Consider the following 25,014-nt stretch of genomic DNA (forward strand, 5'->3'; position numbering starts at 1 on the left):
GCCGGGTGGCGGGGAGTGCCGGACGGCCGGTTCTGCCGCCGTCCGGCACTCCGGCCGTGGCCGCCCCCGTGCCGACCGGCACATGACCTGTGGCCAATTCCGGGACCGGACTCCGGCCGGCCCCCCACCGGGGAACGCGGTCCCGTAACGTCCGGTGCAGCAGCGACCGGGAGGGGAGCGCATGTTGCCGCCGCCGACCGCCGTGCCGTGGATTCCGCCCGTGCTGTACACGGCGGTTCTGGCCGGGGGGCTCTACCACACCGCCGTATCGGACGGGCCGGTTCACCCGGGGCGCACCGCCGGGTTCGCGGCGGGGCTGCTCCTGCTGCTCGCCCTCGACAGCGCCGAACGGCGGCGGACGCCCCGGCCGGGCGCCCCGGCCCGTACCGCGGCGGTTCTGCTCGCCACCCGTATCGCGCTGTTCGCGGTTGTTGCCGCGCTGGACGGTTCGGGGGTCTCCCGGGCGCTGTTCTTCCTGGTGCCGTTCACCGCCCGTCTCGCCCTCGGCCCGCGCGCCGGGCTGGTGTCCGGCGCGGGGTGCGTGGCCCTGCTGGTCGGCGGCTGGACGGTAGCGGTGCCGCGGTGGTGGGTGCGGGCGGAGTACGTCTCCGATCTGCTGATGCTCGGTCTGGGGCTGGCGCTGGCCCTGTCGATGGCCTCCGTCGCGGTACGGGAGCAGCGGGGCCGGGCGGAGTTGGAGGGCGCGCTGACGGAGCTGTCGGACGCGCACGAGCGGCTGTCGCGGTACGCCCTGCGGGTGGCGGAGCTGTCCGCGGCCGACGAGCGGAACCGGGTGGCGCGGGAGATCCACGACAGTCTGGGGCACCATCTCACCGCGGTGGGGATTCAGCTGGAGAAGGCGGAGGTCTTCCGGGATCTCGATCCGGCGGCCGCGGCCCGGGCCGTGTCGGACGCCCGCTGGTCGGCCGGGCGGGCGCTCACGGAGGTACGGGAGTCGGTCGGCGCGCTGCGCGAGGCGCGGCCGTTCTCCCTCGGCCGTGCGCTCACCGAGCTGGGCCGCCGGTTCGGCGACGACCGGCTGACCGTGACCGTCCGCACCACCGGGGACGAGGCCGGGTACGACACCGGTGCGCTCACCGCGCTGTACCGGTCGGCGCAGGAGGCGCTCACCAACGCCTGGCGGCACGGCCGGGCGACGTATGTCGATGTGACGGCCGCGTTCGGCGAGTCCGCGGCCCGGCTGACGGTCACCGACGACGGCCGGGGCTTCGCCGCCGGGTCCACCGCGCGCTCGGCGGGCCCCGGCCCCGGCTCCGCATCCGTAGCCGTATCCGCAACCGGCCCCGGCCCCGGCTTCGTATCCGGGTCCGGGTCCGGGTCCGGGATCCGCGGGATGCGGGAACGGGTCGAGCTGCTGGGCGGACGGGTGGACGTCGACGGCCGCCCGGCTGCCGGGACGGTGGTCACCGTGACCGTTCCGCGTGTGCGGCCCGCTCCGGGAGGCGCCGGATGACCGCCCCGGGGGCCCGGGGCGGGCCGCGCGCCGGGGACGGCCACGACGACGGCCCCCACGGCGGCCACGCCGACAGAGACAGGAACAACGTCGGGGACCGGAACGGGGGTGACGGACACAGCGCCGGCGGCAGGGTCGGGGACGGGGACGCGGCGGATGTCGTACGGGTCCTGGTCGTCGACGACCAGGAGCTGGTGCGGGAGGGCATCGCCTCACTGCTGGGCGTCCAGCCCGGTGTCACCGTGGTGGCCACCGCGTGCGACGGGCCCGCGGCCGTCGAGGCCGCCGTCGTCCACCGGCCGGACGTCGCCCTGGTCGATGTGCGGATGCCGGGGACGGACGGTGTGGAGACCGCCGCCGCGCTCGCCGCGCGGGTGCCGTCCTGCCGGGTCGTCATGCTGACCACCTTCGACGACCTCGGCTATGTGACCGGTGCGCTGCGCGCCGGGGCCGTCGGCTATCTGCTGAAGAACCTGCCTTCCGCCGAACTCGCCCGTGCGGTCCGGCTGGCCCGGGCCGGGGTCGCCCAGTTCGACGCCTCGGTACTCGCCGGACTGACGGCCGGCGCCCCGGCCGTCCCGGCGGCACCGCAGGCACCGCCCGGTGGGGCGCTGACCGAACGTGAACTGCACGTGCTGCGGCTGATCGCGGGCGGCTCGACCAACCGGGAGATCGCCGGCCGGCTCTATCTCAGCGAGGGCACCGTCAAGAACCATGTCTCGCGCATCCTCGGCCGTCTCGGGCTGCGGGACCGCACCCAGGCCGCCCTGTACGCCCGCGACCACGGACTCCTCTGATCCCGTCCGCCGCGCCGGGGCGGCCCGGCGCGGGGGCGGCCCGCCCGGTACGCAGGTGCCCGGCTCGCGCGGCCGGGCACCTGTCACGCGCCGGGCCTCGGCGGCGGTTCGTCGCGTTCCGCCCGGGACCGGGCGAAGAGCCGGGCCAGATGGTGCATGTGGTAGCAGCCGGGCCCCATGGACATCAGCAGCCCGGTGTCCACCAGGCTCTCCAGCAGCGCCTCCGCCGCCGCCTCGCCGCGGGCGAGCCGGGCAGCCATGAACGGCAGCGTGACGAACGGGGCGGCGATGGAGCCGAAGAGCCGCAGCGCGCGTTTCTGCTCCTCGTCGAGCTGTCCGTAGCCCAGTTCGAAGCTCGCTTTCACGGCGAGGTCCCCGACCTGTAGTTCGTCCAGCCTGCGGCGTTCGTCGGCGAGTTTCGCCGCGAGGACCGAGACCGTCCAGGTCCGGCGGGAAGCGAGGCGGGACGCCGCGATACGGATGGCCAGGGGCAGGAAGCCGCAGGCCGTCACCACGTCCAGGGCGGCCGTGCGTTCGGCGTCGACCCGCTCCTCGCCGACGATCCTGGTGAAGAGCAGCAGGGCCTCCTGCGGGGACATCTCGTCCAGGTCCACCGGGCGGGAGCCCGCCAGGCCGAGCATGCGGATCCGCGAGGTCACCAGGGTCGCGCAGCCTCCGGTGCCGGGGAGCAGGGGTCTGACCTGGGCCGCGTCCCGGGCGTTGTCCAAGAGGACCAGGATCCGGCGTCCGCCCAGCAGCGACCGGTAGAGCGCCGAGCGCTCGACGAGGGTGTCCGGGAGCGCGGAGTCCGGTGTGCCGAGGGCCCGGAGGAACCCGCCGAGTACCGCTTCCGGCTCCGCGGGCCGGGGGCCGGTCCCCTGGAGGTCGGTGTAGAGCTGGCCGTCGGGGAAGTACCGGCGGGCCGCGTGCGCCACGTGCACGGCCAGGGTGGTCTTGCCGACCCCGCCGATTCCGGCGAGCGCGGCCACCGCCATGACCTCGCTCCGGGCGGGCACCAGCCGCGAGGTCAGTTCGCGTACGAAGGAGGCGCGTCCGGTGAAGTCCGGTACCGAGGCGGGCAGCTGGGCGGGGCGCACCAGCACGGGGACGGTGTCCTTCACGGTCTCGCCGGGCCCGTTCAGATCCTCGTCGGCCCGGAGGATCCGCTCCTGGAGACGGGAGAGTTCGGGGCGCGGGTCGACACCGAGTTCCTCGCGGAGGAGACGCCGGGTGTCGGCGTACACGGCCAGTGCCTCGGCCTGCCGCCCGCTGCGGTAGAGGGCGAGCATCAGCAGCTCGCGCAGGCGTTCGCTCAGTGGGTGGGCGGTGGTGAGCGCGGTGAGCTCGGAGACCGCCTCGGCGTGCCGGCCCGTCTCCAGGTCCAGGTCGAGCCGGGCCTCGGTGAGCTGGAGGCGCCACTCGTCGAGCCGGGTGCGCTGGTAGTCGGCGTACGGCCCCGGCACGTTCGCCAGCGGCTCGCCCTCCCAGAGGGCGAGCGCCTCGTTGAGGAGGGCGCGGGCCCGGTTCAGGTCGCCCCTGGTCCGGGCCTTCTCCGCGGCTCCGGCCAGTTCCTCGGCGGTGCGGAGGTCGAGGGCACCCTCGTCGGCGCGGATCGCGTAGCCGCCCGACTCGCTGACGAGGACCTCGGGTCCGAGGACCTTGCGCAGCCGTGAGGCGTAGGTACGGAGCGCGGCCAGCGCCTGGGAGGGCGGTTCGTCACCCCAGATGGCGTCGATGAGTTCGGCGGCCGTCGCGGTGCGCCCCTCGCGCAGCAGCAGGGCGGCGAGCAGGGCCCGCTGCTGCGGGGAGCCCGAAGGCAGCGGGCGGCCGTCGAGGGCGGCCCGGACCGGCCCGAGCAGCATGAAGTACGGCCCGGGCCGGGGGATCGGGGCGGGTGCCGCGAGCACCGGCTGCTCCCGCTGCGGGGCGGGCTGCTCCGGTGGGCGCGGGGCCGGGGGGATGCGCGTCCCGAGGCCCAGCGCACGCCGCCATGCGGTGATCCACGGCTGCTGGGCCGCTCCGATCACCCCGCACGCCGTCAGATATCCGGCGAGCTGCTGTTCGTCGCGCGGCACGGTCCGGCCCAGCACGATGCGGTGCGCCGTGCTGTGCGGCAGCCTGCCGAGGCCGCCCGCGCGCCGTTCCATCTCCCGCATCGACGGCCGCCCCGCCGCGGTGTGCAGTTCCCGCAGCCCGGCGCGGAGCGCTTCGGGGTCCTCGATGTCGTAGGGGTTCGACGCCCGCCCGCCGGGCAGGCCGCGCTGCTCGGCCCTGCGGGCCTCCAGCCACAGCTTCATGGCGACGTCGGCGGAGGCTCCGCATGCCTCCGCGTACGCCTTCACGATTTCCGCGCTCGGTACCGCCCGCCCCGACGCGGCGCGCTGGAGGGTCGTGGCGTGGCAGCCCGCGCGGGCCGCCAGCCGGGTGTAGGACCATCCCCGGGCCGCGCGCTGGTCGCGCAGCCACTGCGCCAGCGCGGCCAGCGCGCGGTTGGACGTCCGTATCGGGTTCTCTCTGCGTCCCGCCACCGCAGCGCCCTTACGGCGCAGAGACCGCGTGTGCGATGCGTGCGATCGTGCGGCCCGGCCCCGGGGTGTCCGGCCGCAGGAGCCGTACCGTCACGGCCGCCACGAGGCCGGCGCCGCCGAGTACCGCGAGGACGGACAGCGGCGGCAGGCCGGACAGCGAGAGGCCGCAGGCGAGTACGGCGATGACCACGACGACAACGGCGTCGGGCACGGAGGACCGGCGTGGCGCGGGGACACCGTGCACGACACAGCGCGCGGACGGAGGGGTGTGCGACATGGTGCTGCCTCCTGAGAATTCAGCGGCCCCGCGCAAGGCGCGTGGGCGTGTTGCGGGCTCCAAGGGCACTGCGTCCGGCGGTGTTTGCCGACACCGGCGGGATCTGAAGCGTGCCACTCCCCCGGGCCGTCACGGCAGCCCCCGGGGCCTTGATGCGCGCACGTCCACGCGCCGGGCCCGGCCGCCGGGGGCGGTCTCGCGCCCGGACCGGCTCTCGACCTGCCGGTCTGCGGGGGGAGTCCGGTTCGCGGCGCGACGGGCGATGATATTGATGCGGGGGCGTCCCAGTGTTGATGCCTGACTGTCCCCGCGCAGTTCACCGTTCGGTTAAGGGCGTCGGGGACTCTCTTCTAGCGACCGGAATACTCCGGCCGTCCCTGAGAGTTGCGGGCTCCAGCCAGACGATCAGGAGATCCGGTGGGGCACGTTGCCGCGTGTACCGACCACGATCGGCGCTCCGCCCGCCGGGGCGCCGATCCGGGCCCTCCCCGGGCACGGGCGGGCATTCGCCGCCTTGTGCCGCCTTGTTCGGCGAGGGCAGGGGCGTCCATTCGGGCAATGATGTCCATCCGCACGGGCAATGAGTGAACGGAATGAAGAGAACCGGGGCTGGAGCGGGCCGCTCGTTCTCCGGGCCCGTCAGCGGCGGGAGAGCACGGCGACCTCCCAGCCGAAGCCGACCAGCAGCCTGCTGTCCGGAGTGAGGGCCAGCGCCTTGACCGGGGCGGGGAACACCAGCTCCTGCCCGACGAGCCGGCCGGTGGTCAGGTCCCATACCCGCACCGTCCCGTCGTTGCTGCCGGTGACGGCGGTCAGGCGGCCGTCGAGTATCGCTGTCGCCATCGCGCACACCCGGTCGTGGGGCAGGGGTTCGCCGGTCTGCCGACCTGTCGTCAGGTCCCACCGGACCACACCACCGGGGGCGCCGATGAGGGCGATCGGACGCCCGTCCACCACCGCGGCCGCCACCGTCCACACCGGGGCGAAATGGCCGCCCGGGATCTTCGTCTCGCCGATGCGCCGCCGGGTGACCAGATCCCATGCCTGCACGGTTTCCTCCCGGGAGCCGGTGACGGCGACCAGGCGGCCGTCCACCACGACCGTCGCCACCGCACAGACCCCGAGGGGGTGATGGGTCAGGAATTCTCCGGTCCGGCCGTCGGCGGTCAGGTCCCACACCTCCACATCCCAGTCCCCGTCGCCGGTGACGGCGACCGGGCGGCCGTCCACCACCGCCGTGGCCACCGCGCACACCCCCACATAGCCCAGGGGTTCGCCGATCTGACGGCCGGTCGTGAGGTCCCACCGCACCATCCCGTCGGCGACACCCGTGACGGCGATCGGGCGGCCGTCGACCACCGCCGTCGCCACCGCCGCCACCCCGCCGGTCCGGCAGCCCGGAGGTTCACCGATGCGCTGGCCGGTTGCCAGGTCCCATCGCACCATTCCGTCGGGACCGCCGGTGACGGCGACGGAGCGGCCGTCGACCACCGCCGTCGCCATGGCGTCCACGGGGCCGGTGTGGCCGGGGCGGGGTTCGCCGACCTGCTCGCCGGTGGTCAGATCCCACACCCGCACCGTGTCATCCCGACCACCGGTGACGACGACGGGACGGCCCTCCACCACCGCTGTCGCGACTGCGCACACCCTGCCGATGTGCCCGGTCAGGGGTTCGCCGATCTGCTCGCCGGTGGCCGGATCCCACACCCGCACCATGCCGTCGTCCCCACCGGTGACGGCCACCGGGCGGCCGTCCAGTACCACCGTCGCCACCGCCTGCACCCCGCCCGTGTGCCCGGCCAGAGGTTCCCCGATCTGCTCGCCGGTGGCCAGGTCCCACACCCGCGCCGTCCCGTCTCCGCTGCCGGTGACGGCAACGGGGTGGCCGTTCAGCGCGGCTGTCGCGACCGCCGCCACCGTGCGAGTGTGGCCTTGCAGGGGTTCGCCGATCTGTTCGCCGGTGGCCGGGTCCCATACCCGCACCGTGTCGTCCCGGCCGCCGGTGACGGCGACGGGTCGGTCGTGCAACTCCGCCGTCGCGACAGTCTCCACCTTGCGGGTGCGGCCGGTGAGGGGTGTCCGGCGGCGTGTGGTCAGGTTCCATACGAGCAGCTTCTTGTCGGTGCCGTTGGTGACGGCGACGGGGTGGCCGTCCAGCACTGCCGTGGCCACCGCCCACACCCTGCCGGTATGCCCGGCCAGAGGTTCACCGACCTGCTCGCCGGTGGCCAGGTCCCACACCCGCACCATGCCGTCGTCCCCACCGGTAACGGCCACCGGACGGCCCTCCACCACCACCGTCGCCACCGCCCACACCCTGCCGGTATGCCCGGCCAGAGGTTCACCGACCTGCTCACCGGTGGCCAGGTCCCACACCCGCACCATGCCGTCGTCCCCACCGGTGACGGCCACCGGACGGCCCTCCACCACCGCCGTCGCCACCGCGTACACCCCGCCGGTGTGGCCGGTCAGGGCATACCGGAACCGGTGGTCGACCAGACTGCCGGTGGCCCAGTCCACACCCCACTCCGCGGCCGGTTCACCCTTCACGGGTACGGCGGTGATCCGCGCCGACAGTTCTCGGTCCCCGTACCGGGCGGCGTCCAGGGCGAGCAACTGCCTCCGCACTCCTGCCGTGGCGTCCCGGTGCAAGTGCGCCGACGCCCGGTACACCGCCGCCAACCGCCCGGCCGGGCCCGGGGCGGCATCCACCAGCCCCAGGACCTCCCCGGGGTCGGAGTTCACCAGGCCCCCCGGATCCGCCCACTGCCCGTGCGGTCCCGCAGACACAGGGGCGGCACCGTCGGCATGAAGCCCATCAGACATGTGCACCATCATCCGTTCTGGATCAACGGGGACAAGCCGCGGAACGGCACAGGTTCAGAAGCGGCTGCCCCGGCACCGGGGATCCCGGCCGCGGGTGTCCCGACGGATTCGGTGCGGCAGCGGGCGGCGCCGCGGGTCGGACGGTTCGGCTACCGGGCCGGCAAGGGGCGCCAACTTCCCCAGGCAGGACGGGACGTGCCGTCGTCGGACGGGTCGTCGGGGTTCGGGGCTCCGGACCACCACGCCCGGTCGGTGAGCCCGTCACGGGCCGCGACGGCGACCTGGCGGGCCGGGTCGGCCGCGAGGCGTTCCAGCAGTTCAGCGGCGCCCGGTGTCCGCCAGGACGTGACGGCGAAGGCCAGCGTCTCCCGCACGTCCATATGCGGGTGGTCCGCAAGCCGCGCCACCTCGCGCAGCGGGCCGCGATCACGCCGCCCGAGCACCATCAGGGCCCGCGCGAGGGCGGCGGCGTCACCGGCCGCCTCCGCATCCGCGATCCGCTCCAGCAGCGCCGGGGTCCCCGGCCACGGTGCGCGGTACTCCGCCTCGTCCTCCGGGCGCGCCAGACGCCTGCGCAGACGGGCGGCACCGTAGGAACCGACGGGGGCACAGCCGAGGCAGGGGCACGGACGCCTGCCGTGGACGTCGGGCCGGTACCGCCAGCCGACGCCCTGCGGTACGGCCCGGACGCGCCGTATCTCGGCCGGGGCCACGGCGCGGGGCAGGAACACCTCCCAGCCGCGCGGGTCGTCGAGTGCGGTGATCCGGCCGACGGCCTCGGCCGCGCTCACGGCGGCCGGACTGGGTTCGCCGTAGTGTCCGACCAGTACGGCCTCGTCGTCGGGCAGCAGTACGTCGACGGCCGACATGCCGCGCGGGTTCTTGTGCCGGGCCAGTTCGCGCAGCCACTGGTGGGTGAGGGTGAACGACGGCAGGACGGGGAACAGGTACACGCCCCGCGCTTCGGTAGGCCGGCTGCGCCGGTGGGCCCGCAGCCCGGAACGGCGTACTTGCGCGGCGCGGGAGGTCGGCGTGAGATGAACGAATCGAGCCACAGCGGCGACTGTAGGGCGTTGTTCCGGGGCGGTTCCAGCGGTTTCCGTGCTCTCGGCATGCCCGGCCGACGTCGCCCATCGCGATATGCGCAGCGGGGGACCACGGTGCGCGGCGCCGTCCCACCCGGCCGGTGGCGATACGGAGACGGCCCTGCCCGGCCGGGCGGTCACCGGCGGACGCGCGGCATGCCCAGGCCCAGCCAGGAGATGATCTCGCGCTGGATCTCGTTGTTGCCGCCGCCGAAGGTGAAGATGACGGCGGCCCGGTAGCCGCGTTCCAGGTCGCCGCGGAGTACGGCTCCGGCGGATCCGTCCTTGAGGGGGCCCGCCGCGCCGGTGATCTCCATCAGCCAGGCGTAGGCGTCGCGGCGGGCTTCGGAGCCGTAGACCTTGGCGGCGGAGGCGTCCTGCGGGGTGAGGGTGCCGTCCTGCACCGCGCTCACCAGGCGCCAGTTGATGAGCTTGAGGGCGTCCAGTGCGGTGTGGGTGCGGGCGAGGCGGCCGCGGACCCAGTTGAGGTCGATCACCCGGCGGCCGTCGGCGAGCCTGGTGGCGGCCGCCCAGGCCTGGACGTCGCGGAGGGCGCGGATCGCCATGGCTCCGTGGGCGGCGAGGGTGACGCGTTCGTGGTTGAGCTGGTTGGTGATCAGGCGCCAGCCGCCGTTCTCGGGGCCCACCCGGCGGTTCGCGGGGACCCGGACGTCCTCGTAGAAACCGGCGGTGGTGGCGTGCGAGGCGAGGGTGGTGATGGGGGTGCAGGAGTAGCCGGGGGCCGTGGTCGGGACGAGCAGCATCGTGATGCCCCGGTGCGGCGCGGCGTCCGGGTCGGTGCGGACCGCGAGCCATATCCAGTCGGCGGTGTCGCCGTTGGTGGTCCAGATCTTCCGGCCGTTGACGGTGTACGTGCCGGTCTCCTCGTCACCCTCCCGTACCGCCCGGGTCTTCAGCGCGGCCAGATCGGTGCCCGCGTCCGGTTCGCTGTAGCCGATGGCGAAGTCGATTTCCCCGGCGAGGATCCGCGGCAGGAAGTACGTCTTCTGCTCCTCGGTGCCGTACCGCATCAGGGTCGGCCCGACGGTGTTGAGGGCCATCAGCGGCAGCGGTACGCCCGCGCGGGCCGCTTCGTCGAAGAAGACGAACTGCGCGAAGGCGTCCATTCCGCGGCCGCCGTACTCCTCGGGCCAGCCGATGCCGAGCCAACGGTCGGCGCCGAGCCTGCGGATGGTCTCCCGGTAGAAGCGCTTCTGCCCGGCGGGGTCGGTGAACCGGGCGCGGGCGTCGTCCGGCACCAGGGTGCGGAAGTACGCGCGCAGTTCCTCGCGCAACTGCTGCTGCTCGGGCGTGTGGTCGAGGTGCACGGCCCCTCCAGTGCTCTCGCGGTCGGCGGCGTACCGGGATCCCGGTCACGGGCGCGGGCACACGGTAGAACCTGTTGCAGTAATCCGGAAGGGGCGGGCGGGTCCCGGCGCGGGCGGCGGCGGGGAGGGATTGACGCGGCGGCCGGGGCCGGGAGGATGGCGGGGAAGATCCGCAAGCAGCCCGACGAGGAAGGACACCGCCGCATGGCCCACGACGAGGTGGACCCCGCGCCCGTACTGTCGCGCACCGAGGGCCGGGCCGGGCATCTCGTGCTCAACCGGCCGCGGGCCATCAACGCACTCACCCATCGGATGGTCCGCGCCCTTGCCGCGGAGCTGGACCGGTTCGAGGACGACCCCTCGGTGGCGGTCGTGGTCCTCACGGGCGCCGGGGAGCGGGGGCTGTGCGCGGGCGGCGATATCCGCGCCATCCACGCAGACGCCGTCGCGGGCGGCCGGGAGTCCTTCGACTTCTGGTACGACGAGTACCGGCTCAACGCCCGGATCGCCCGGCTGCGCACCCCGTATGTGGCGGTGATGGACGGCATCGTGATGGGCGGCGGGGTAGGGGTCTCGGCGCACGGCTCCGTACGGATCGTCACCGAGCGGTCGGCGGTGGGCATGCCGGAGACCGGTATCGGGTTCGTCCCGGACGTCGGCGGTACGTATCTGCTGGCCCGCGCGCCGGGCGAGACGGGCACCCATCTGGCGCTGACCGGGCTCCCGGTGGGCGCGGCCGACGCGATCCGGTGCGGGCTGGCCGACCACTATGTGCCGTCGGGCGACCTGCCGTCGTTCACGGCCGCGCTGGCGGAGAGGGACGTACGGGACACCGTACGGCAGTACGCGCGCCCGGCCCCGGCGGGCGAACTCGCGGAGCAGCGGGAGTGGATCGACACCTGCTACGCGGCCGGTTCGGTGGAGGAGATCGTGCGCCGCCTGCTCGCCCACGGCTCCCCCGCGGCGAAGGAGGCCGCCGGGACGATCCTCACCCGCTCCCCCACCTCCCTCAAGGTGACCCTGGCCGCGCTGCGGCGGGCCCGGGAGCTGGAATCGCTGGAAGCGGTCCTGGAGCAGGAGTACCGGGTGTCGTGCGCCGCGTTCTCCTCCCCCGACCTGGTGGAGGGCATCCGGGCCCAGGTCGTCGACAAGGACCGCCGCCCGCGCTGGTCACCGGCGGACCCGGCGGATGTGACGGAGGCGGCGGTGGCGCGCTTCTTCGCGGCAGGGGAGGCGGCGGGGAGCGGGCTGGGGCTGGTCCGGCCCCCGGGCCGCTGAGTCGGTGAACCGGTGAACTGGTGAACCGCCGGGCGGCGGGCAGCGGGCAGCGGGCGATATTCGGTTGCCTCCGGGGCGCGGCGGCGGTTCCAATGACCCGGCGTACGGCCCCGCTGCCCGCCGCCCGGCCGCTGCGGGCCGGGCCGGTCCGGTCCCGAACCCGAGGGAGACCCCGTCCCATGAACACGCCCTCCGCGCCCTCCGGGACGGACCCCGCCGACAGGCCCGCGATCCTCGTCGGTGCGCTCGCCCCGCTGACGCGGCCCGGCTGGACGGAGGCCGGTGAACATCTGCTGGCGGGACTCGACCTCGCGGTCCACGAGACGAACGCCGCCGGCGGGATCCACGGCCGGCCGCTGGAGCTGCTGGTCCGGGACACCGCGGCCGATCCGGAGCGGGCCGCGGCGGCCGTGGACGAACTGGCCGCCCTGGGGGCCACGGCCGTCGTGGGCGAGTACCACAGCGTCGTCGCGCGCGCCGCGGCCGCCCGAGCCGACGCCCTCCGAGTGCCGTTCCTCTGCTCGTCGGCCGTCCTCGACGCGCTCACCGACGAACCGACGGAGTGGGTCGCGCGTATCGCCCCGGCCCAGTCCCACGGCTGGCGGATCTACGCGGACTTCCTGCTCGCCTCCGGCCGCGACCGGATCGCCGTCGCGGCGCAGCCCAGTGCCTACTGGGCCGCGGGAACCCGGATCCTGCGCGACCGGCTGGCGCCCCGCGGCGGCACCGTCGTCGAACTCGACGCCGTCGAGCTGACGCCCGAGGCACTGTGCGACGCGCTCGCCGCGCACCGTGCGACGGCCTTGCTGCTGCTGGTCGGCCAGCCCGATCCGGCGGTGCCGATCGTCCGGGCCGTCCGGGCCGACCGGCGGCTGGCGGACCTGCTGATCGGCGCTCCGGCCGGACAGCCGGAGTTCGCCGGATGGGCGGCGGAGCTGGGCGGGGACGGCGCCGGAATCCCGTTTCTGCGCTATCTGCCGGAGCGCCCCGGCCCGCTCGGCGAACGCGTCGGGAAGCGGCTCACCGCCCGGCTGGGTACGGCGCCGTCGTTCGTGGCCTTCGAGGGCTGGGACACCGTCACCGTCCTCGCCGAGGCCCTGCGCACCCATGGCACCGGCCGGGCGGCCGTCGCGGCGGCCTGGGCCCGGACGGCGGTGGAGGGCACCCGGGGCACGGTCGCCCTCACGCGCACCCCGGGGATCGGCGTACGGCAGTGGGCCTGGCCACCCGTCCAGGTCGTGGACCGGGATCCAGCGGCACCCGGCCGGTTCCGGGTGCTGCGCAACGGCTGAGGGGGAGGTCCGGTCGTGGACGGTCTGGTGGACGGTGAGCAGGACGAGGGCCCGAAGCTCGCTCCCGAGTGGGAGGAGGCCGACTTCGCCCTCTACGGGACCGTGCGGGTGCGCAACGCGTCCACGGTGGCCGAGTGGTTCGCCCGGGCCGGCTGGCGGTCGCGGTCGTCGTCCTGGTACGGGTACGAGGTCGAGACGGACTGGTGCCGCCTCGAACTCGACCCGCACAAGGGCGAGGTCCTGATGAACGGAGTGATCGACCCGGACCGGCTCGGCCTTCTCGCAAAGCTGATCACCCGCTTCGGCCTGGGCTTCACTCTGGAGTTGTACGGGGCGGACGAGGAGCTGCTGCGCGAGGCCAGCGGCTGAGGCCGCGGTCCCGGGCGACGGGCGCGGAGCCGTCCGCCGCGTCGCCGCCCGTACCCCCGTCGCCCGTAAGGTCGCCGTCCGCACGGTCGCCATCCGTACCGTCGTCGTCCGCCGCCAGCTCCGACCGGACGAGTTCCAGCAGGCGCCCCGCCCAGTTGCGGCCGCGGCCCCCGTTGTCGCCCCAGTAGTCCGAGTCGGCGTCGTTGTACAGGACGGTGGCGTCCCCTGTGGCCAGCAGGACCGCGGCGAGCGCGGGGTGCTGCGCGTACTTGGCGCGCAGCAGCCGGGCCATGACCGCGGTACGGGTCCGCTCCCAGCCGTCGTGGCGGGCCGCACCGGCGGCGAGCCGGGCGGCCTGCGCCCCGGTCTCCGCGGCGGCGACTGCCGCGCTGTCCGCCGGGTCGGCGACGGACCGGGCCCAGTAGGCGTGGGCGACCGACGGGTAGGTGATCCCGTCCACGGTGACGGGGGCGGGGTAGTCGTTGCGCAGGGCCCGGTTGTCCGGGTTCTCCAGGGCGCGCAGAGGATACGAGTGGGGCAGCCGGACCGCGGGGGCAAAGGAGTCCACAGGTCCGTCCGCGGGCACCCGCTCGGCGGCCCGGGCGGTCCACCGGAAGCGCTCCTCGAAGTAGGCGAGGGCCGCTTCGTACTCCTTCGGGGTGACCGGGTACCCGCCGGGTATCCGCCCGCCCGGGCCCGCCACCAGGTCCCGCAGCGGGCCGTCCTTGTTGTCCATGTCGCCGAGTGCGTAGTGGCGTACGGTCTCGGGGATCGCCAGATAGGCGGCCCTGGCAGCGTCCCGGTTCTCCTCGGTGCGGTCCGCGAGGAAGACGTCCACCGCGGCGAGGCAGCGATCGGTCGAGTCGGAACGGCCGTTCAGCTCGTCGACGGTGTCGCGGACCTCGGCGAGCAGTTCCTCAGGAGTCGTCCAGGTCTGCGGTTCGGCGAACTTCCAGCGGGCCAGCTGGTGCGCGGACGCCACACCGCCCTCGGGCAGCGTGGTGGCCACCCATCCGCTGCGGAGCTTCTCCTCGAACTCGTCGAGCGTGACCAGTCCCCAGCAGTCGACCAGACCGTCGGCGTAGATGAACAGGTCGGTGAGGAAGTAGGTGTCGCCGTTGCGGATGAACGCGTGGCGCCAGGTGCCGGGGATCCGGATGCCGTCCGCCGTGCGGTGGGTGACGTTGCTGCCGATCATCCGGTGATCATGCCCGACGGCCCGGCCGCGGCGCATGCCCATTGACGCTTCGCCGCGGGCCGGTTCGCCGCCCGTCCGCCGCGGCCGCTACCGGCCGTCCGGGGCCGCTTCGTAGAGCGCCTTTGCCTGTTCGGTGGTGAGAACGTCACGCGCCGGGGGGCGCTCGGCCCGTACGGGCTTGCCGTACTCGGAGAAGGTGAGGGTGGCCGCGTCCGGCCCGGACAGCCGGAAGCGGTGGAGCACCGGCTCCGGTCCGGTGGTCACCTGCATCTCAATGTCGATGTCGGTGCCGCTGTCCCGCATCCGGTAGACCAGCAGCTCCCGGCCGTTCTCCGTGGTCGTCACGGGTACCGGGGCGGTCCGCGGGTCCCCCGGATCCGTGGGGATCCGGTTCCGAAAGTCGCAGAGGCCGTGTGCCTGGCGCACGGTCGGTGAGACCGGGTCGCCCTGCAGCCAGCGGTCCGCGAACAGGCGTACCTCCGCCTCGGTCCGCTCCGGACCCTTGTGCGCCACGGCGGCTCTGATCTGGGCTTCGCTGATCTTCATGTACATCACGCCGTCACTCGTCCTGAGCGTCTGGGAGGAGCGCGCGGAGCCGATCTTCAGGTCCAACAGGCATTCCCCGGTACGGGCCGCCCGAATGGTGGCCCGCACATCTCCACTGCTCCGCTCGGCGACCAGGTCCATCCTCATCGAGGGGGCCGCGTGGAAGGCCCGGACCGCCGGTATGCCCTTCTCGGCCCACGCCCGTTCACCGTTCGGCGGGGCGCTGCTCTCGGCGACCGCGGTGCTGCCCGGCCCGGCCACCGGGTCGCCGCCGCAGCCCGCCGCGCCGAGGGCGAGCAGGGCGAGAGCGGTGGTGAGGGCGCGGGACGGGCGACGGGAAACGACAGACACGGGGTACGGCTCCGGTGGTGCTCAGGGGCTGGTGAACGCCGTCGGCCGGAAGCGCTGCTCAGACAGCGCAGACCGGCGGCGGCACGCATGATCATCACATCAGGACCCGTTCGGTGCCTAATGCAATTAAACAGGTCGGTGGTTCCGCGGGCCGGTGGTACCGAGGGCCGCTCCGGCGCACCGGTCCCGCACGGGCGGCCGGGCGCGGGCGACCGGTCAGCCCGGCAGGTTCCACCGGCGGAGCTTCTCCGGGTTGCGGACCGCCCAGATACGGGTGATGCGGCCGCCGGTGAGGCCGAACGCGGCCACGGTCACCACGGTTCCGTCGTACTCGGCGACCAGACCGGGCCGGCCGTTGACGGTCCGCTCCCGCAGCACCGGCGCGCGGGCTCCGGCGGCGAGTTGCAGCAGATATCCGGCGATGCGCTCGCCGCCTTCGACCGGGCGGCGCACCGCGCCCGCCAGTCCGCCGCCGTCGGCGGTCATCGTCGCGTCCGGGTCGAGGAGTGCGACGAGGGCCTCGATGTCCCCGGCCTCCCATGCCTCCTTGAAGTGCCGCACCGTACGGGCCTGGTGCTCCGGCGGCACCGGCGGGGTGCGGGCGGCGCGGACGCGGCGGCGGGCCGAGGACGCCAGTTGGCGGCAGGCCGCGGGGGTCCGGCCGAGGATCCCGGCGACCTCGGCGAAGGGGTAGCGGAAGACGTCGTGCAGGACGAACGCCGCGCGTTCGGCCGGTGTCATCGACTCCAGGACGACGAGGAACGCCATCCCGACCGTTTCGTCCAGGGCGACCCGGTCGGCCGGGTCGGCGGGTCCGGACCGGCCGCCGGGCACCGGGCCGCCGGTCCACTCCGTACCGTCCGGCAGCGGTTCGGGGAGCCAGGCCCCGACATAGCGTTCGCGCCGCACCCGGGCCGAGCCGAGCAGGTCCAGGCAGACCCGGGTGGCCACCGTGGTCAGCCAGGCGGCCGGCGACCCGATGTCCTCGCGCCGCGGCCGTGGCATCGCGTACCAGCGGGCGTAGGTCTCCTGGACGGCGTCCTCCGCCTCCGCCAGGGAGCCGAGCAGCCGGTAGGCGAGCCCGGTCAGCCGGTGCCGCTCCCCGGTCACCGGGTCCGGATACGGGTACGGGTCCGGCGCCTGGCAGGGGTCCGGCTCCGGGCGCGGGTCCGGGCCCGGGTGCGGCCCCTGGTACCGGTACGGGTGTGGGTGCGGGTGCGGCCGGTCGTGATCCGGCCGGGACGGCGTGCTCATGGTCGCGGCTCCCCCTGCTCACTGGTGACCGGCCCATGGTCTCCGGTACGGGAAATCACCGCATCCGGCGGTGATTCCGGCGCCCCGCCTGACATTCCGGGGGCCTGTTCCGTCGGATCGGCGAGACGTTTCGGAACAGCGCCGCGAGGCAGAGAAGAGGACCGTGCCATGGCCGGAGCCGCCACCACAGAGCCGGGGAACCGCAGCCGCACCTTTCTCCGGGTCGCCGTCGCCGCGCAGACCGCGGCGCTCCTCTTCCAGGCGGTCACCGCCGGGACGCTGCTGTTCGCGTCCCATGGGCACGCCCTGCACGACGGAGGTTCCCGCGTGATGTACGGCTCGGCCATGGTGTATCTGCTCGCCGCGGTGCTGGCCCGGCGGGCGGGTGGCGGGTCGCGCCGGCCGGTCGTCTACGCGTCCGGGTTTCTCGCCCTGGCATCGGTGCAGGTGGCGGTGGGCATCGCCTATGTGTCGTGGCTCCATGTGCCGCTGGGCATTCTGATGTTCGGTCTGAGCGTGCTGGTGCTGTGGCGGGTGACGGGGTCCCGTACGGCCGTGGCGGGGCGCGCGGCGGCGGAGTGAGGGGGTGTCACCGGGGCTGCCCGGAGATCACCGCGTCGACCATGTCCACCCGCCGGGTCAGTTCGGCGGCGGGGATGTCGATCAGCTCGTAACCGAAGGTGCGGTAGCTCTGCTCGTGGATCCTCTCGAAGGCGAGGGCTTCTTCGAAAGTGATCCGCCGGGCGGCCGTGCGTTCGCAGAAGCCGAGGTTCCGGATGAACAGGACCTGTCGTTCGTAGCTGCCCGACGAGGTGATCCGGTCCAACTCCGCGGCGAGCGCGGGGGACACCGGCAGCCCCAGGAAGACGGCGAGCGCATGGGTGCAGACCGGGGAGCGGTCGAAGACCCGGACGGGTCCCGTCGCCGAGGTCTCGGTCCGGGCCCGGCGCTGGCGGTCGGTGATCTCGTCGATGAACGACGCCCGGGTCCAGGGTTCGGGTTCGCCGCGGGCCTGGGCCCGGGCGATGACCTCGGTAGCCGCCTCCTCGACGGTGTCGTGGCCGAGGGCGGCGAGCCCGCGCAGGATCGATGTCTTGCCGGAGCCGGGCGTGCCGGTGAGAACGTACCTCCGCATGGTTCGGAAGCCTTTCGTGCGGTGGGGTGGGGTGGAGTGAAGCAGGGGCAGCCCGGCGGCTCCAGAAGGAGTGCGGGGCGGAAAGGGGGCCGGACCGCGGGCTACCGGCCGCTGTCCTGGGCCGCCGTGACCACTCCCGTGGTTCCGTCGACCGTGACGATGTCGCCCGTGGTGATGGACTCCAGCGCGCCGCGGACGCCGACCACGGCGGGGATGCCGTACTCCCTCGCCACCACCGCGCCGTGCGAGTTGGCGCCGCCCATCTCCATGACCAGTGCGCCCGCGGTGAGGAAGAGGGGCGTCCAGCCGGGGTCGGTGGAAGGGGCCACCAGGATCTCACCCGGTTCGAGGCGGGCGCCGACCGGGTCCGTGACGACACGGGCCGGTCCGGTCGCCGTGCCCGCGGAGGCGGGGGTGCCGGTCAGCGAGCCGGGGGCGGCGGGCGGATGGTGGGGTTCCGGGGCGGTGCCGTCGGAGAGCAGAACCCGCGGGACCGGGCGGCGGCGCAGCTCGCGGGCGTAACTCTCCTTCCGTTCGGCGATCCGCCGCCGGAGGTCGTCCGGTGCGCCGTCCGGGCGCCGGGTCCCCGGGCCCCGGCCGCCCGTGGCCGTGGCCGTGGCGGGAGCGGGAGCGGGCGCCGCGCCCGGGCCAATCCCGTCGAAGTCGCCCATCTCGTCGAAGTCGAGGTAGAAGATGTCTCCGGGCGCGTCGATCAGGCCCTCGGCGTGAAGCCGGGCCCCGCGTTCGGCGACGCGTTCGCGGACCTCGGCGAGGACCCGGATGGCGAGGTATTTGGGGTATTCGCGCAGACCGGCGAGGGCCCGGGTGCGGCGCAGGGCGAACCGTACGAGGGGTCCGCGCGGCCCGGCGCGGCGGGCGAGGCGTTCGATCACGGCTTCGGCGTCGGCGCGGGCACGGGCGAAGACGGCGGCCGGGCGGGCCGCCGGGTCGTCGGTGCGCAGGAGGTTGCCGATGACTCCGATGACATGGGCCGGGTCCTCGGACCAGCGGGGCATGCCGATGTCGATTTCGGCGACGGCCCGGTGGCCCCAGCGGCGGAGGAAGGCGGTGAGTCCGGTCTGCGCGACGGGCGGGAGGTCGCCGTTCCGGTAGGCCCGGACGAGTCCGGCGGTGTCCTGCCCGGGGTCGCGGAAGGCGCGGGCCGCGGCGGGGTCGGCGCGGATCGCGTCCGCGAGGGCGCCCAGGGCGAGGTCCATTTCGGTGGTGACGTTGTGCGGCAGTCCGCGGAGTACGGTCTGGAGTTCGCCCGGTTCCGTACGGACGAGCCTGCCGGTGAGCGCGAGCATCGCGTATCCGGTGAGCGCGGCCGGGGCGATGGCGGGCACGACGGGGACGACGAGGTCGCGGAGGGCGTCCTGGACGGTCGGGGCCGTCCGGGCGCGGGCCGTGATCCGGGGTTCCAGCCGGTACGCCGCGCGGACCGCGGCTTCGGGGCGGGTGAGCGCCCGGGCCAGCGCGGACGGGGCGCGGAAGCGGCGGGCGAGGCCCGGGGCGCGGCGGACGGCGGGCAGTACCGGGGAGCGGCCGGGCCTCAGACGCGGGTCCCGGGCGCGGAGTTCGGCGAGGATCTCCGCGGACCGGGACTCCATCAGGCCGAGCAGCCGCAGGGCGAGCGGTCCGGCGATCCGGTGGCGGAGTACGGCGGTGAGGTCGAAGAAGACCCGCTCGCCCGCTTCGGTGTAGCCGGTGGCGTCCGGGTTGCCGAGGACGATGTCACCGGCGGAGCGGGCGATCTCGCGGAACGCGGCGCGTCCGGCGGGGGTGATGGGGCGTTCCAGTCCCTGGGCGAGGGTGAAGCAGAACCAGACGTGGAATCCGTCGTGTTCGGGCAGGGGGTAGAGGGTGGTGACGGGCCGGGCCTGGGTGAGCTGGACGGTGCCCTCGGCGTCGATGGCCCATTCGAGGTCCTGGGGGCTGCCGTAGTGGTCCTGTACGGCTCCGCCGAGGGCGGTGAGCCGGTGGATCAGGTCGTCGGTCAGGGCGGGTTCGCCGGTGGGCGGGAGGGTGACCTGTTCGGTGCCGCCGCCGGGGAGGGGGCGGACGGCGAGCTGTTTGCCGCCGGGGGTCCGTTCGGTGATCGTGCCGTTCTCGACCACGTAGCGGTCGGGGTCGACCGCGCCGGATACGACGGCTTCGCCGAGGCCGGGGGCGGCGTCGATGACGGTCTGGCGGCGGTCGCCGGTGACCGGGTTCGCGGTGAACAGGACACCGGAGACGGCGGATTCGACCATGGTCTGGACGACGACGGCGAGGTACACGGAGTCGTGGGGGATGCCGTGGGTTTCGCGGTAGGCGGTGGCGCGGTCGGTCCAGAGCGACGCCCAGCAGCGCCGTACCGCGTCGACGACGGCGTCCGCGCCGATCACCTGGAGGAAGGTGTCCTGCTGTCCGGCGAAGCTCGCGGACGGCAGGTCCTCCGCGGTGGCGCTGGACCGCACCGCGACCGGCACCCCGTCGCCGAGCGCCCGGTAGGCGGTGACGACGGCGTCGTACACCTCCGGCGGCACGGGCGCTTCCAGCAGGGCCCGCCGGGCCGCTCCGGGGGTGAGGCCGGGCAGTTCACGGGTGGCGGTCACCGTCCGGTAGGCGTCCGTGGTGACGGCGAAGCCCGGCGGTACGGGGAACCCGGCGCGCAGCAGTTCGCCGAGGTTCGCGGCCTTTCCTCCGACGAGGGCCGTCATGGTGGCATCGACGGCGTTGAGATCGACGACGAGCGGCATGGAGGCCTCCGGGGGTGGTTGCCGCCGGGCCGGGCGGGGCGCGGTGCCCGGTCACCGGTCCGGTGGTGCGGGTTGCCGGGCGGCGGGGCTCATGGGGTCCCCGGCAGCGGTCGGGTTCATGGGGTCGCTCCGGGAGCGGTGGCCCGGGCTCCGTCGGCCGGTGGTGTGACGGCGACGGCGCGCAGGAAGGTGTCGGCGAAGGTCGCGCACACCTCGCCGGTTTCCGGGACCTCGATGCCCGGTACCCGGGACCAGGCGGGGCGCAGCAGGAAGTGGATGAGCACCGGGCCGGCGAACTGCTGGGCGAGCAGCAGCGGGGGCAGGTCCCGGATGCGCCCGGCGGCGGCCTCGGAGGCGAGCCACTGGCCGATCGCGCCGAGCATGCGGGGGAAGGCGTGGCGTACGAGCACCTGAACGGTGTCGTCGGCGGGCCGGGCGAGGGCCTCGGCGAGCATGGCGGGGACGACCCGGGGTTCCCGGCCGAGGGCTTCGGTGAAGAGCCGGTAGACCGCGCGGACCCGGTCGTCGAAGTCCATGCGCGGGTCCGCCAGGACGGTCTCGATATCGAGGATCGGGCTGTGGCGTTCGAAGACCGCCCGGAGGAGTTCGTCCCGGCCGCCGAAGACGGCGTAGAGGCTGTGCACGGAGCAGCCCGCGGCGGCGGCGACCCGTTCCAGGGAGAGGGAACCGAGGCCGTTCTCGCTGATCAGGGTGGCTGCGGCGGTGATGGCGCGGTCGCGTACGGGGAGCTGTCCGCCCGGGTCGACACCGGCGGCGCGCAGTGCGTCGTCCAGGCCCCGGCGGGTGCCGCCGAGGCGCCGCATCAGGGTGCTGCGGGAGATGCCGGCCTCCTGGGCGACGGCCAGCAGCGGTACGTCGGCGATGTCCACGCCCCGGGCCTCGGCGGCGCGGAGTGCGGCCGCGACCACGTCGGCGGGGACCGGGGCGCCGGGGCCCTTGCCACCGGATTCACTAAGACTTGACATACCCATAAAGGTATCCTGTATCCATGTGTCATCGCAATATCGGCCCGCGCTGACGGCAGCCCCGGCTCCACCGCCGCGACGGGGGCCTGCCGCGCCACGTCCGGCAGCTGCACCACGAGGCCGGGCCCGGCCCGGTCCCGCAGGAACCCTTACCTCCACCAGGGAGCGTTCATGTCCACATCACCGGAAATATCACCGGAAACCACTACGGCTGCCGCTGCGCCGTCCGCCCGGCGCCCCCGCATCCCCGCCCTTCTCCTGGCCCTGACCGCCGTGGTCGTGACCATGCTGTTCGCCTTCGCGCTGCCCGCCGTGAACAGCGGCCCGCAGGAGGTGCCGATCGGTCTGGCGGGCCCCCGGGCCGCCGTGGCGCAGGCCGAGAAGGCGCTGGCCGGTGACGCCTGGGACATCACCCGGTACGACAGTGCGGAAGCCCTCGCCTCGGCCGTCGAGGACCGGGACGTCCTCGGCGGGCTCGCGCTCTCCCCCGAGGGCGTGACCCTCTACCGGGCCACGGCGGCGGCCCCCGGCGCCACCACCGCGCTCACCGGCGCCGCGACCGCCGCGGCGGCACAGCACGGGACCGCGCCCACCGTCAACGAGCTGGCCCCCTTCCCCGACGACGACGCCAAGGGGGCGGGTTTCGGCGCCGCCGCGCTGCCCCTGCTCTTCGGCGGCATCCTCTCCGCCGCCGCCCTCGCCTTCCGCTTCCCCGGCCGCCCCGGTCTGCGCTCGCGTCTCACCGGAGCCGTCCTCTTCGCCCCGGTGGCGGGTTTCTCCGTGACCGCGGTCCTCCAGTACGCCACCGGGTCCCTTGCCGGTTCCTACTGGCTGAACGCCCTGGGGCTGTCCCTGGGCATCGCGGCCCTCACCCTCACCCTCCTCGGCCTGGAGTCCCTCATCGGCACCCCCGGCCTCGGCCTCGGCGCGGCATTCATGATGCTGCTGGCAAACCCGCTCTCCGGTTTCGCGACCGGCCCGCACTGGGTCCCGGAGCACTGGGCCGCGTTCGGACAGTTGCTGCCGCCGGGCGCGGTGGGCAGTCTGCTGCGCGCCACGTCCTTCTCGGACGGCACCGGCGCGGGCGGCCCCGCGCTCGTCCTGGCCTGCTGGGCGGTGCTCGGTCTGACGCTCCTGGCGGTGGCCGGACGCCGCGGCGGGCGCACCGCCGCGGTGTGACACGGCGGTGTGACGCGGCGTTGGGCAGCGCGAGCCCGACAGGGTCGGGGGCGGCCGACCCGTGTGGCGGACCACCCGCGGTCAGGCGCCCGCGACCAGTGCGCCGAGGGCGGTGCGGCGGTGGGTGACCGAGCGGCCCGTGCGAGTCGTCGTCACCATGCCTGCCGATCTCAGCGCGGCCGCGTGGGACGAGGCCGTCGCGTTGCTGACGTTCAGAACACGGGCCAGGGAGGTCGTGGTGTGAGGTTCGGCGAGAACGCGCAGGGCGTCCAGCCGGGTGCGGCCCAGGACGGCGGCAAGGGCCTCGGCCGCGGCGGCGGGGTCCCCCGCGTTGGGCGGGATTCCGGGGCCGGCCGGGTACGTCAGGACTGCGGAATCGCCCGGGACGTCATGCAGAAGCGGGCCCGCCGGGTGGTGGAAGGTGGGCAGGAGAATCAGGCCACGGCCGTCGAGACGGACATCGCGGTCCGGCGCCGGGCCGGGCCATTCCCACACACCTTCGTGAAGCCGGCCGTACGGCGCCAGGCCGGTCAGGGCGGCGGCCACCCCGTGCTCGGCGACGGTCAGGGCGTTGCGGGTGAATTCCTCACGGTGCAGATCCTGTACGACGGACCAGACCGGGGCGATGACCGTCTCGTACGCGGCCTGCTGGGCGCGGTGCAGGGTGCGCCAGGCCGTCTCGTCGCCCGCGTGCAGGCCATGAATCCAGCGGGGCACGGGCCTGGTCCCGTAGACCCGCTCCAGCTCGGAGCGGACGAGACCGGGGCCCGCGGCGCGGATCCGTTCGAAGCCGCCGGCCATGGTGTCGCCGAGGACATCGAGGAAGGAAGGAGGCCGACCCGCCGGAACCAGGTCGGCGAGCGGGTTGGCCGCGGACGGGAGAGAGCGCAGGACACGGCCGCGCCAGAGCGCGAACAGCGGCCCACCACTCCGGGTCACGGCTGTCGTCAAGGCGGCGTGCAGTTCCTGGAGCGGCGCCGGGCGGGACGCGAAGCGGACCCGGGCCAAGTCCTCCGCGGTGAAGTGGATTCGCAGCACCCGCACAGCTCCTCGTCCTGAACCAGCCTTTCGGCCAGGACCTCAACCTTCGCACCGTGACGGCCCCCGCCCCAAGCATGTTCCTATGAATTCCCGACGCACTCTTCTGAAAGGCACCCTGTTCGGGAGTGCCGCCGCCCTGCTGCCCACGGCCGCGTCCGCCGCCGGGGGCGGCTCGGCCCTCCGGCTCCCCGCGCCCGGCGGCCCGTACCCCGTAGGCATGCGGACGGTCCATCTGACGGACCCGTCCCGGACCGACCCATGGGTGGGCGGAGTCCGGGAGTTGATGCTGACGGTCCTGTATCCGGCCCGATCGGTACACGGCTTCTCCCGAGCCCCCCAGCTCACCCCGGCCGAGGCCGGGGAGTTCGCCGGATACGCGCCGTACATTCGTCCGGGACTGCCGGAGCCGGGAGCGGTGGACTGGGGCGCGGTCCTCACCCACGGGTACGCGGGCGCGCCGCCGCTGCCCGGGCGGCGGCCGGTACTGGTGTACTCACCCGGCGGCGGGGACTCCCGCACGCTCGGCACAACCCTTGCCGAAGACCTGGCGAGCCACGGCCGGGTGGTCGTCCTCGTCGACCATCCCGGTGACGCTTCTCAAGTGGAACTGCCCACCGGAATGCGGACGACCGTCCTGTTCGGACCGCCGGACCCGGCGACCTTCCGCACGATGGTGGACACCCGGATCGCGGACCTCCGCCTGGTCCTGGACCGGCTCGGCGACCTGCCGCTCGCACCGGTCATGGACCTCCGCCGGATCGGGATGTACGGGCACTCCGCAGGCGGCACGGCGGTGGCGTACGCGGCCTGCCGCGACCGCAGGGTCGGCGCGGTGGCAAACCTGGAGGGCTATCTCGACCTGCACCCGGCACCGGCCGGTTTCGACCAGCCGCTGCTGCTGTTCCGCACCGACGGATTCGACGGCGCCGCCCGGATCGAGGCCTCCTGGGCGGGTCTTCCCGGCCACCGCGCGCTACTCAACGACGCCAACCACTGGGCGTTCACCGACTACGGCTCGCTGGTCCCTCCACTCCAGACTTCCGGTCTTATGACGGCGGCAGCACGGGCCGGTCTGGTCGGCACCGGCGACCCGGCGGTGACACTCGCCGCGGTACGGCGCCGGACGGGAGCCTTCTTCGCACGCCATCTGCGGTAATGGGACCGCGAGGCGGTGGCGGGCGGCGCGTCCCATGCACCCCTCGCCATCGGCGAACTCCAGCGCGGCCTTCAGCGCGAGCCGACCTCCGAGGGACTGCGCGCCGCCGAGGCCAGGGGCCGCGGGGGCGGAAACCGCACCGCCGGTCCTCCTGGCCCGGCCCGCCGCGCGGA

The 25,014-nt window shown here is 74.4% G+C and carries 19 protein-coding genes and 2 pseudogenes; 8 read left to right on the forward strand and 13 right to left on the reverse strand.

Going from position 1 to position 25,014, the window contains the following annotated elements; genetic code table 11:
• Positions 1 to 181 precede the first annotated feature (181 nt).
• Positions 182 to 1,474, forward strand: coding sequence for a sensor histidine kinase (locus tag ACWDR0_RS00145; RefSeq protein ID WP_456349286.1), 1,293 nt, complete (start codon positions 182 to 184; stop codon positions 1,472 to 1,474).
• Positions 1,471 to 2,271 carry a response regulator gene (locus ACWDR0_RS00150; protein ID WP_456349287.1) on the forward strand — a complete coding sequence of 267 codons (801 nt, stop codon included), beginning with the start codon at positions 1,471 to 1,473 and terminating at the stop codon, positions 2,269 to 2,271. Before ACWDR0_RS00145 ends, ACWDR0_RS00150 begins: the two co-directional genes overlap by 4 nt.
• Before the next feature lie 98 nt (positions 2,272 to 2,369).
• Here ACWDR0_RS00150 and ACWDR0_RS00155 read toward each other — a convergent pair.
• The 6 genes and pseudogenes from ACWDR0_RS00155 to ACWDR0_RS00180 form a co-directional block, all read right to left on the reverse strand.
• A pseudogene (locus ACWDR0_RS00155) lies at positions 2,370 to 4,133 on the reverse strand (BTAD domain-containing putative transcriptional regulator); the annotation flags it as partial.
• A gap of 453 nt (positions 4,134 to 4,586) precedes the next feature.
• A pseudogene (locus ACWDR0_RS00160) lies at positions 4,587 to 4,799 on the reverse strand (helix-turn-helix domain-containing protein); the annotation flags it as partial.
• A gap of 10 nt (positions 4,800 to 4,809) precedes the next feature.
• Positions 4,810 to 5,076, reverse strand: coding sequence for a hypothetical protein (locus ACWDR0_RS00165; protein WP_456349288.1), 267 nt, complete (start codon positions 5,074 to 5,076; stop codon positions 4,810 to 4,812).
• A gap of 639 nt (positions 5,077 to 5,715) precedes the next feature.
• Positions 5,716 to 7,902 (reverse strand): WD40 repeat domain-containing protein, encoded by a 2,187-nt coding sequence (locus ACWDR0_RS00170; protein ID WP_456349289.1) that lies wholly within the window; start codon positions 7,900 to 7,902, stop codon positions 5,716 to 5,718.
• A 149-nt stretch (positions 7,903 to 8,051) separates the two neighbouring features.
• Positions 8,052 to 8,855, reverse strand: a complete 804-nt coding sequence (locus ACWDR0_RS00175; RefSeq protein ID WP_456349290.1) for a HEAT repeat domain-containing protein — start codon at positions 8,853 to 8,855, stop codon at positions 8,052 to 8,054.
• Between the two features lie 269 nt (positions 8,856 to 9,124).
• The gene (locus ACWDR0_RS00180; protein WP_456349291.1) at positions 9,125 to 10,315 is read right to left on the reverse strand and encodes an acyl-CoA dehydrogenase family protein; all 1,191 of its coding nucleotides are present in this window, start codon (positions 10,313 to 10,315) and stop codon (positions 9,125 to 9,127) included.
• A 204-nt stretch (positions 10,316 to 10,519) separates the two neighbouring features.
• Here ACWDR0_RS00180 and ACWDR0_RS00185 point away from each other — a divergent pair, with 204 nt between their 5' ends.
• From ACWDR0_RS00185 to ACWDR0_RS00195, 3 genes are all read left to right on the forward strand, one after another.
• Positions 10,520 to 11,593, forward strand: a complete 1,074-nt coding sequence (locus ACWDR0_RS00185; RefSeq protein ID WP_456349292.1) for an enoyl-CoA hydratase/isomerase family protein — start codon at positions 10,520 to 10,522, stop codon at positions 11,591 to 11,593.
• Positions 11,594 to 11,772: 179 nt separating this feature from the next.
• Complete coding sequence (locus ACWDR0_RS00190) at positions 11,773 to 12,885, forward strand: ABC transporter substrate-binding protein (protein WP_456349293.1); 1,113 nt, start codon at positions 11,773 to 11,775, stop codon at positions 12,883 to 12,885.
• Between the two features lie 15 nt (positions 12,886 to 12,900).
• Positions 12,901 to 13,254 (forward strand): hypothetical protein, encoded by a 354-nt coding sequence (locus ACWDR0_RS00195; RefSeq protein WP_456349294.1) that lies wholly within the window; start codon positions 12,901 to 12,903, stop codon positions 13,252 to 13,254.
• On the opposite strand, the gene ACWDR0_RS00200 is transcribed toward ACWDR0_RS00195, so the two are convergent.
• From ACWDR0_RS00200 to sigJ, 3 genes are all read right to left on the reverse strand, one after another.
• Positions 13,199 to 14,452 (reverse strand): DUF7638 domain-containing protein, encoded by a 1,254-nt coding sequence (locus tag ACWDR0_RS00200; protein WP_456349295.1) that lies wholly within the window; start codon positions 14,450 to 14,452, stop codon positions 13,199 to 13,201. The genes ACWDR0_RS00195 and ACWDR0_RS00200 overlap by 56 nt on opposite strands.
• 87 nt (positions 14,453 to 14,539) lie before the next feature.
• Positions 14,540 to 15,349 (reverse strand): hypothetical protein, encoded by an 810-nt coding sequence (locus tag ACWDR0_RS00205; protein WP_456349296.1) that lies wholly within the window; start codon positions 15,347 to 15,349, stop codon positions 14,540 to 14,542.
• A gap of 216 nt (positions 15,350 to 15,565) precedes the next feature.
• Positions 15,566 to 16,459 (reverse strand): RNA polymerase sigma factor SigJ, encoded by an 894-nt coding sequence (sigJ, locus tag ACWDR0_RS00210; protein WP_456349297.1) that lies wholly within the window; start codon positions 16,457 to 16,459, stop codon positions 15,566 to 15,568.
• Positions 16,460 to 16,771: 312 nt separating this feature from the next.
• Between sigJ and ACWDR0_RS00215 the strand changes: the two genes are divergently transcribed.
• Positions 16,772 to 17,185, forward strand: coding sequence for a hypothetical protein (locus ACWDR0_RS00215; protein ID WP_456349298.1), 414 nt, complete (start codon positions 16,772 to 16,774; stop codon positions 17,183 to 17,185).
• 7 nt (positions 17,186 to 17,192) lie between these two features.
• Here ACWDR0_RS00215 and ACWDR0_RS00220 read toward each other — a convergent pair whose 3' ends face one another.
• The 3 genes from ACWDR0_RS00220 to ACWDR0_RS00230 form a co-directional block, all read right to left on the reverse strand.
• On the reverse strand, positions 17,193 to 17,738 hold the full coding sequence (locus ACWDR0_RS00220; RefSeq protein WP_456349299.1) for an AAA family ATPase: 546 nt from the start codon (positions 17,736 to 17,738) through the stop codon (positions 17,193 to 17,195).
• A gap of 101 nt (positions 17,739 to 17,839) precedes the next feature.
• Positions 17,840 to 20,479 carry a PEP/pyruvate-binding domain-containing protein gene (locus tag ACWDR0_RS00225; RefSeq protein WP_456349300.1) on the reverse strand — a complete coding sequence of 880 codons (2,640 nt, stop codon included), beginning with the start codon at positions 20,477 to 20,479 and terminating at the stop codon, positions 17,840 to 17,842.
• A 116-nt stretch (positions 20,480 to 20,595) separates the two neighbouring features.
• On the reverse strand, positions 20,596 to 21,465 hold the full coding sequence (locus ACWDR0_RS00230) for a TetR/AcrR family transcriptional regulator (protein WP_456349301.1): 870 nt from the start codon (positions 21,463 to 21,465) through the stop codon (positions 20,596 to 20,598).
• Between the two features lie 285 nt (positions 21,466 to 21,750).
• Here ACWDR0_RS00230 and ACWDR0_RS00235 point away from each other — a divergent pair, with 285 nt between their 5' ends.
• Positions 21,751 to 22,644: a hypothetical protein gene (locus ACWDR0_RS00235; protein ID WP_456349474.1), complete on the forward strand. Its 894-nt coding sequence runs from the start codon at positions 21,751 to 21,753 to the stop codon at positions 22,642 to 22,644.
• A gap of 81 nt (positions 22,645 to 22,725) precedes the next feature.
• On the opposite strand, the gene ACWDR0_RS00240 is transcribed toward ACWDR0_RS00235, so the two are convergent.
• A complete protein-coding gene (locus ACWDR0_RS00240) occupies positions 22,726 to 23,682 on the reverse strand; it encodes an ArsR/SmtB family transcription factor (protein ID WP_456349302.1) in 957 nt (318 codons plus the stop codon).
• An 85-nt stretch (positions 23,683 to 23,767) separates the two neighbouring features.
• Here ACWDR0_RS00240 and ACWDR0_RS00245 point away from each other — a divergent pair, with 85 nt between their 5' ends.
• On the forward strand, positions 23,768 to 24,841 hold the full coding sequence (locus tag ACWDR0_RS00245) for an alpha/beta hydrolase family protein (protein ID WP_456349303.1): 1,074 nt from the start codon (positions 23,768 to 23,770) through the stop codon (positions 24,839 to 24,841).
• Positions 24,842 to 25,014 lie beyond the last annotated feature (173 nt).

This window comes from Streptomyces sp. NPDC003691, assembly GCF_053981115.1.

Coding starts and splice junctions, on each gene's coding strand:
- ACWDR0_RS00145 (WP_456349286.1), top strand. CDS start 182: ATGTTGCCGCCGCCGACCGCCGTGCCGTGGATTCCGCCCGTGCTGTAC.
- ACWDR0_RS00150 (WP_456349287.1), top strand. CDS start 1,471: ATGACCGCCCCGGGGGCCCGGGGCGGGCCGCGCGCCGGGGACGGCCAC.
- ACWDR0_RS00165 (WP_456349288.1), bottom strand. CDS start 5,076: ATGTCGCACACCCCTCCGTCCGCGCGCTGTGTCGTGCACGGTGTCCCC.
- ACWDR0_RS00170 (WP_456349289.1), bottom strand. CDS start 7,902: ATGTCTGATGGGCTTCATGCCGACGGTGCCGCCCCTGTGTCTGCGGGA.
- ACWDR0_RS00185 (WP_456349292.1), top strand. CDS start 10,520: ATGGCCCACGACGAGGTGGACCCCGCGCCCGTACTGTCGCGCACCGAG.
- ACWDR0_RS00190 (WP_456349293.1), top strand. CDS start 11,773: ATGAACACGCCCTCCGCGCCCTCCGGGACGGACCCCGCCGACAGGCCC.
- ACWDR0_RS00200 (WP_456349295.1), bottom strand. CDS start 14,452: ATGATCGGCAGCAACGTCACCCACCGCACGGCGGACGGCATCCGGATC.
- ACWDR0_RS00215 (WP_456349298.1), top strand. CDS start 16,772: ATGGCCGGAGCCGCCACCACAGAGCCGGGGAACCGCAGCCGCACCTTT.
- ACWDR0_RS00220 (WP_456349299.1), bottom strand. CDS start 17,738: ATGCGGAGGTACGTTCTCACCGGCACGCCCGGCTCCGGCAAGACATCG.
- ACWDR0_RS00225 (WP_456349300.1), bottom strand. CDS start 20,479: ATGCCGCTCGTCGTCGATCTCAACGCCGTCGATGCCACCATGACGGCC.
- ACWDR0_RS00230 (WP_456349301.1), bottom strand. CDS start 21,465: ATGTCAAGTCTTAGTGAATCCGGTGGCAAGGGCCCCGGCGCCCCGGTC.
- ACWDR0_RS00235 (WP_456349474.1), top strand. CDS start 21,751: ATGCTGTTCGCCTTCGCGCTGCCCGCCGTGAACAGCGGCCCGCAGGAG.
- ACWDR0_RS00245 (WP_456349303.1), top strand. CDS start 23,768: ATGAATTCCCGACGCACTCTTCTGAAAGGCACCCTGTTCGGGAGTGCC.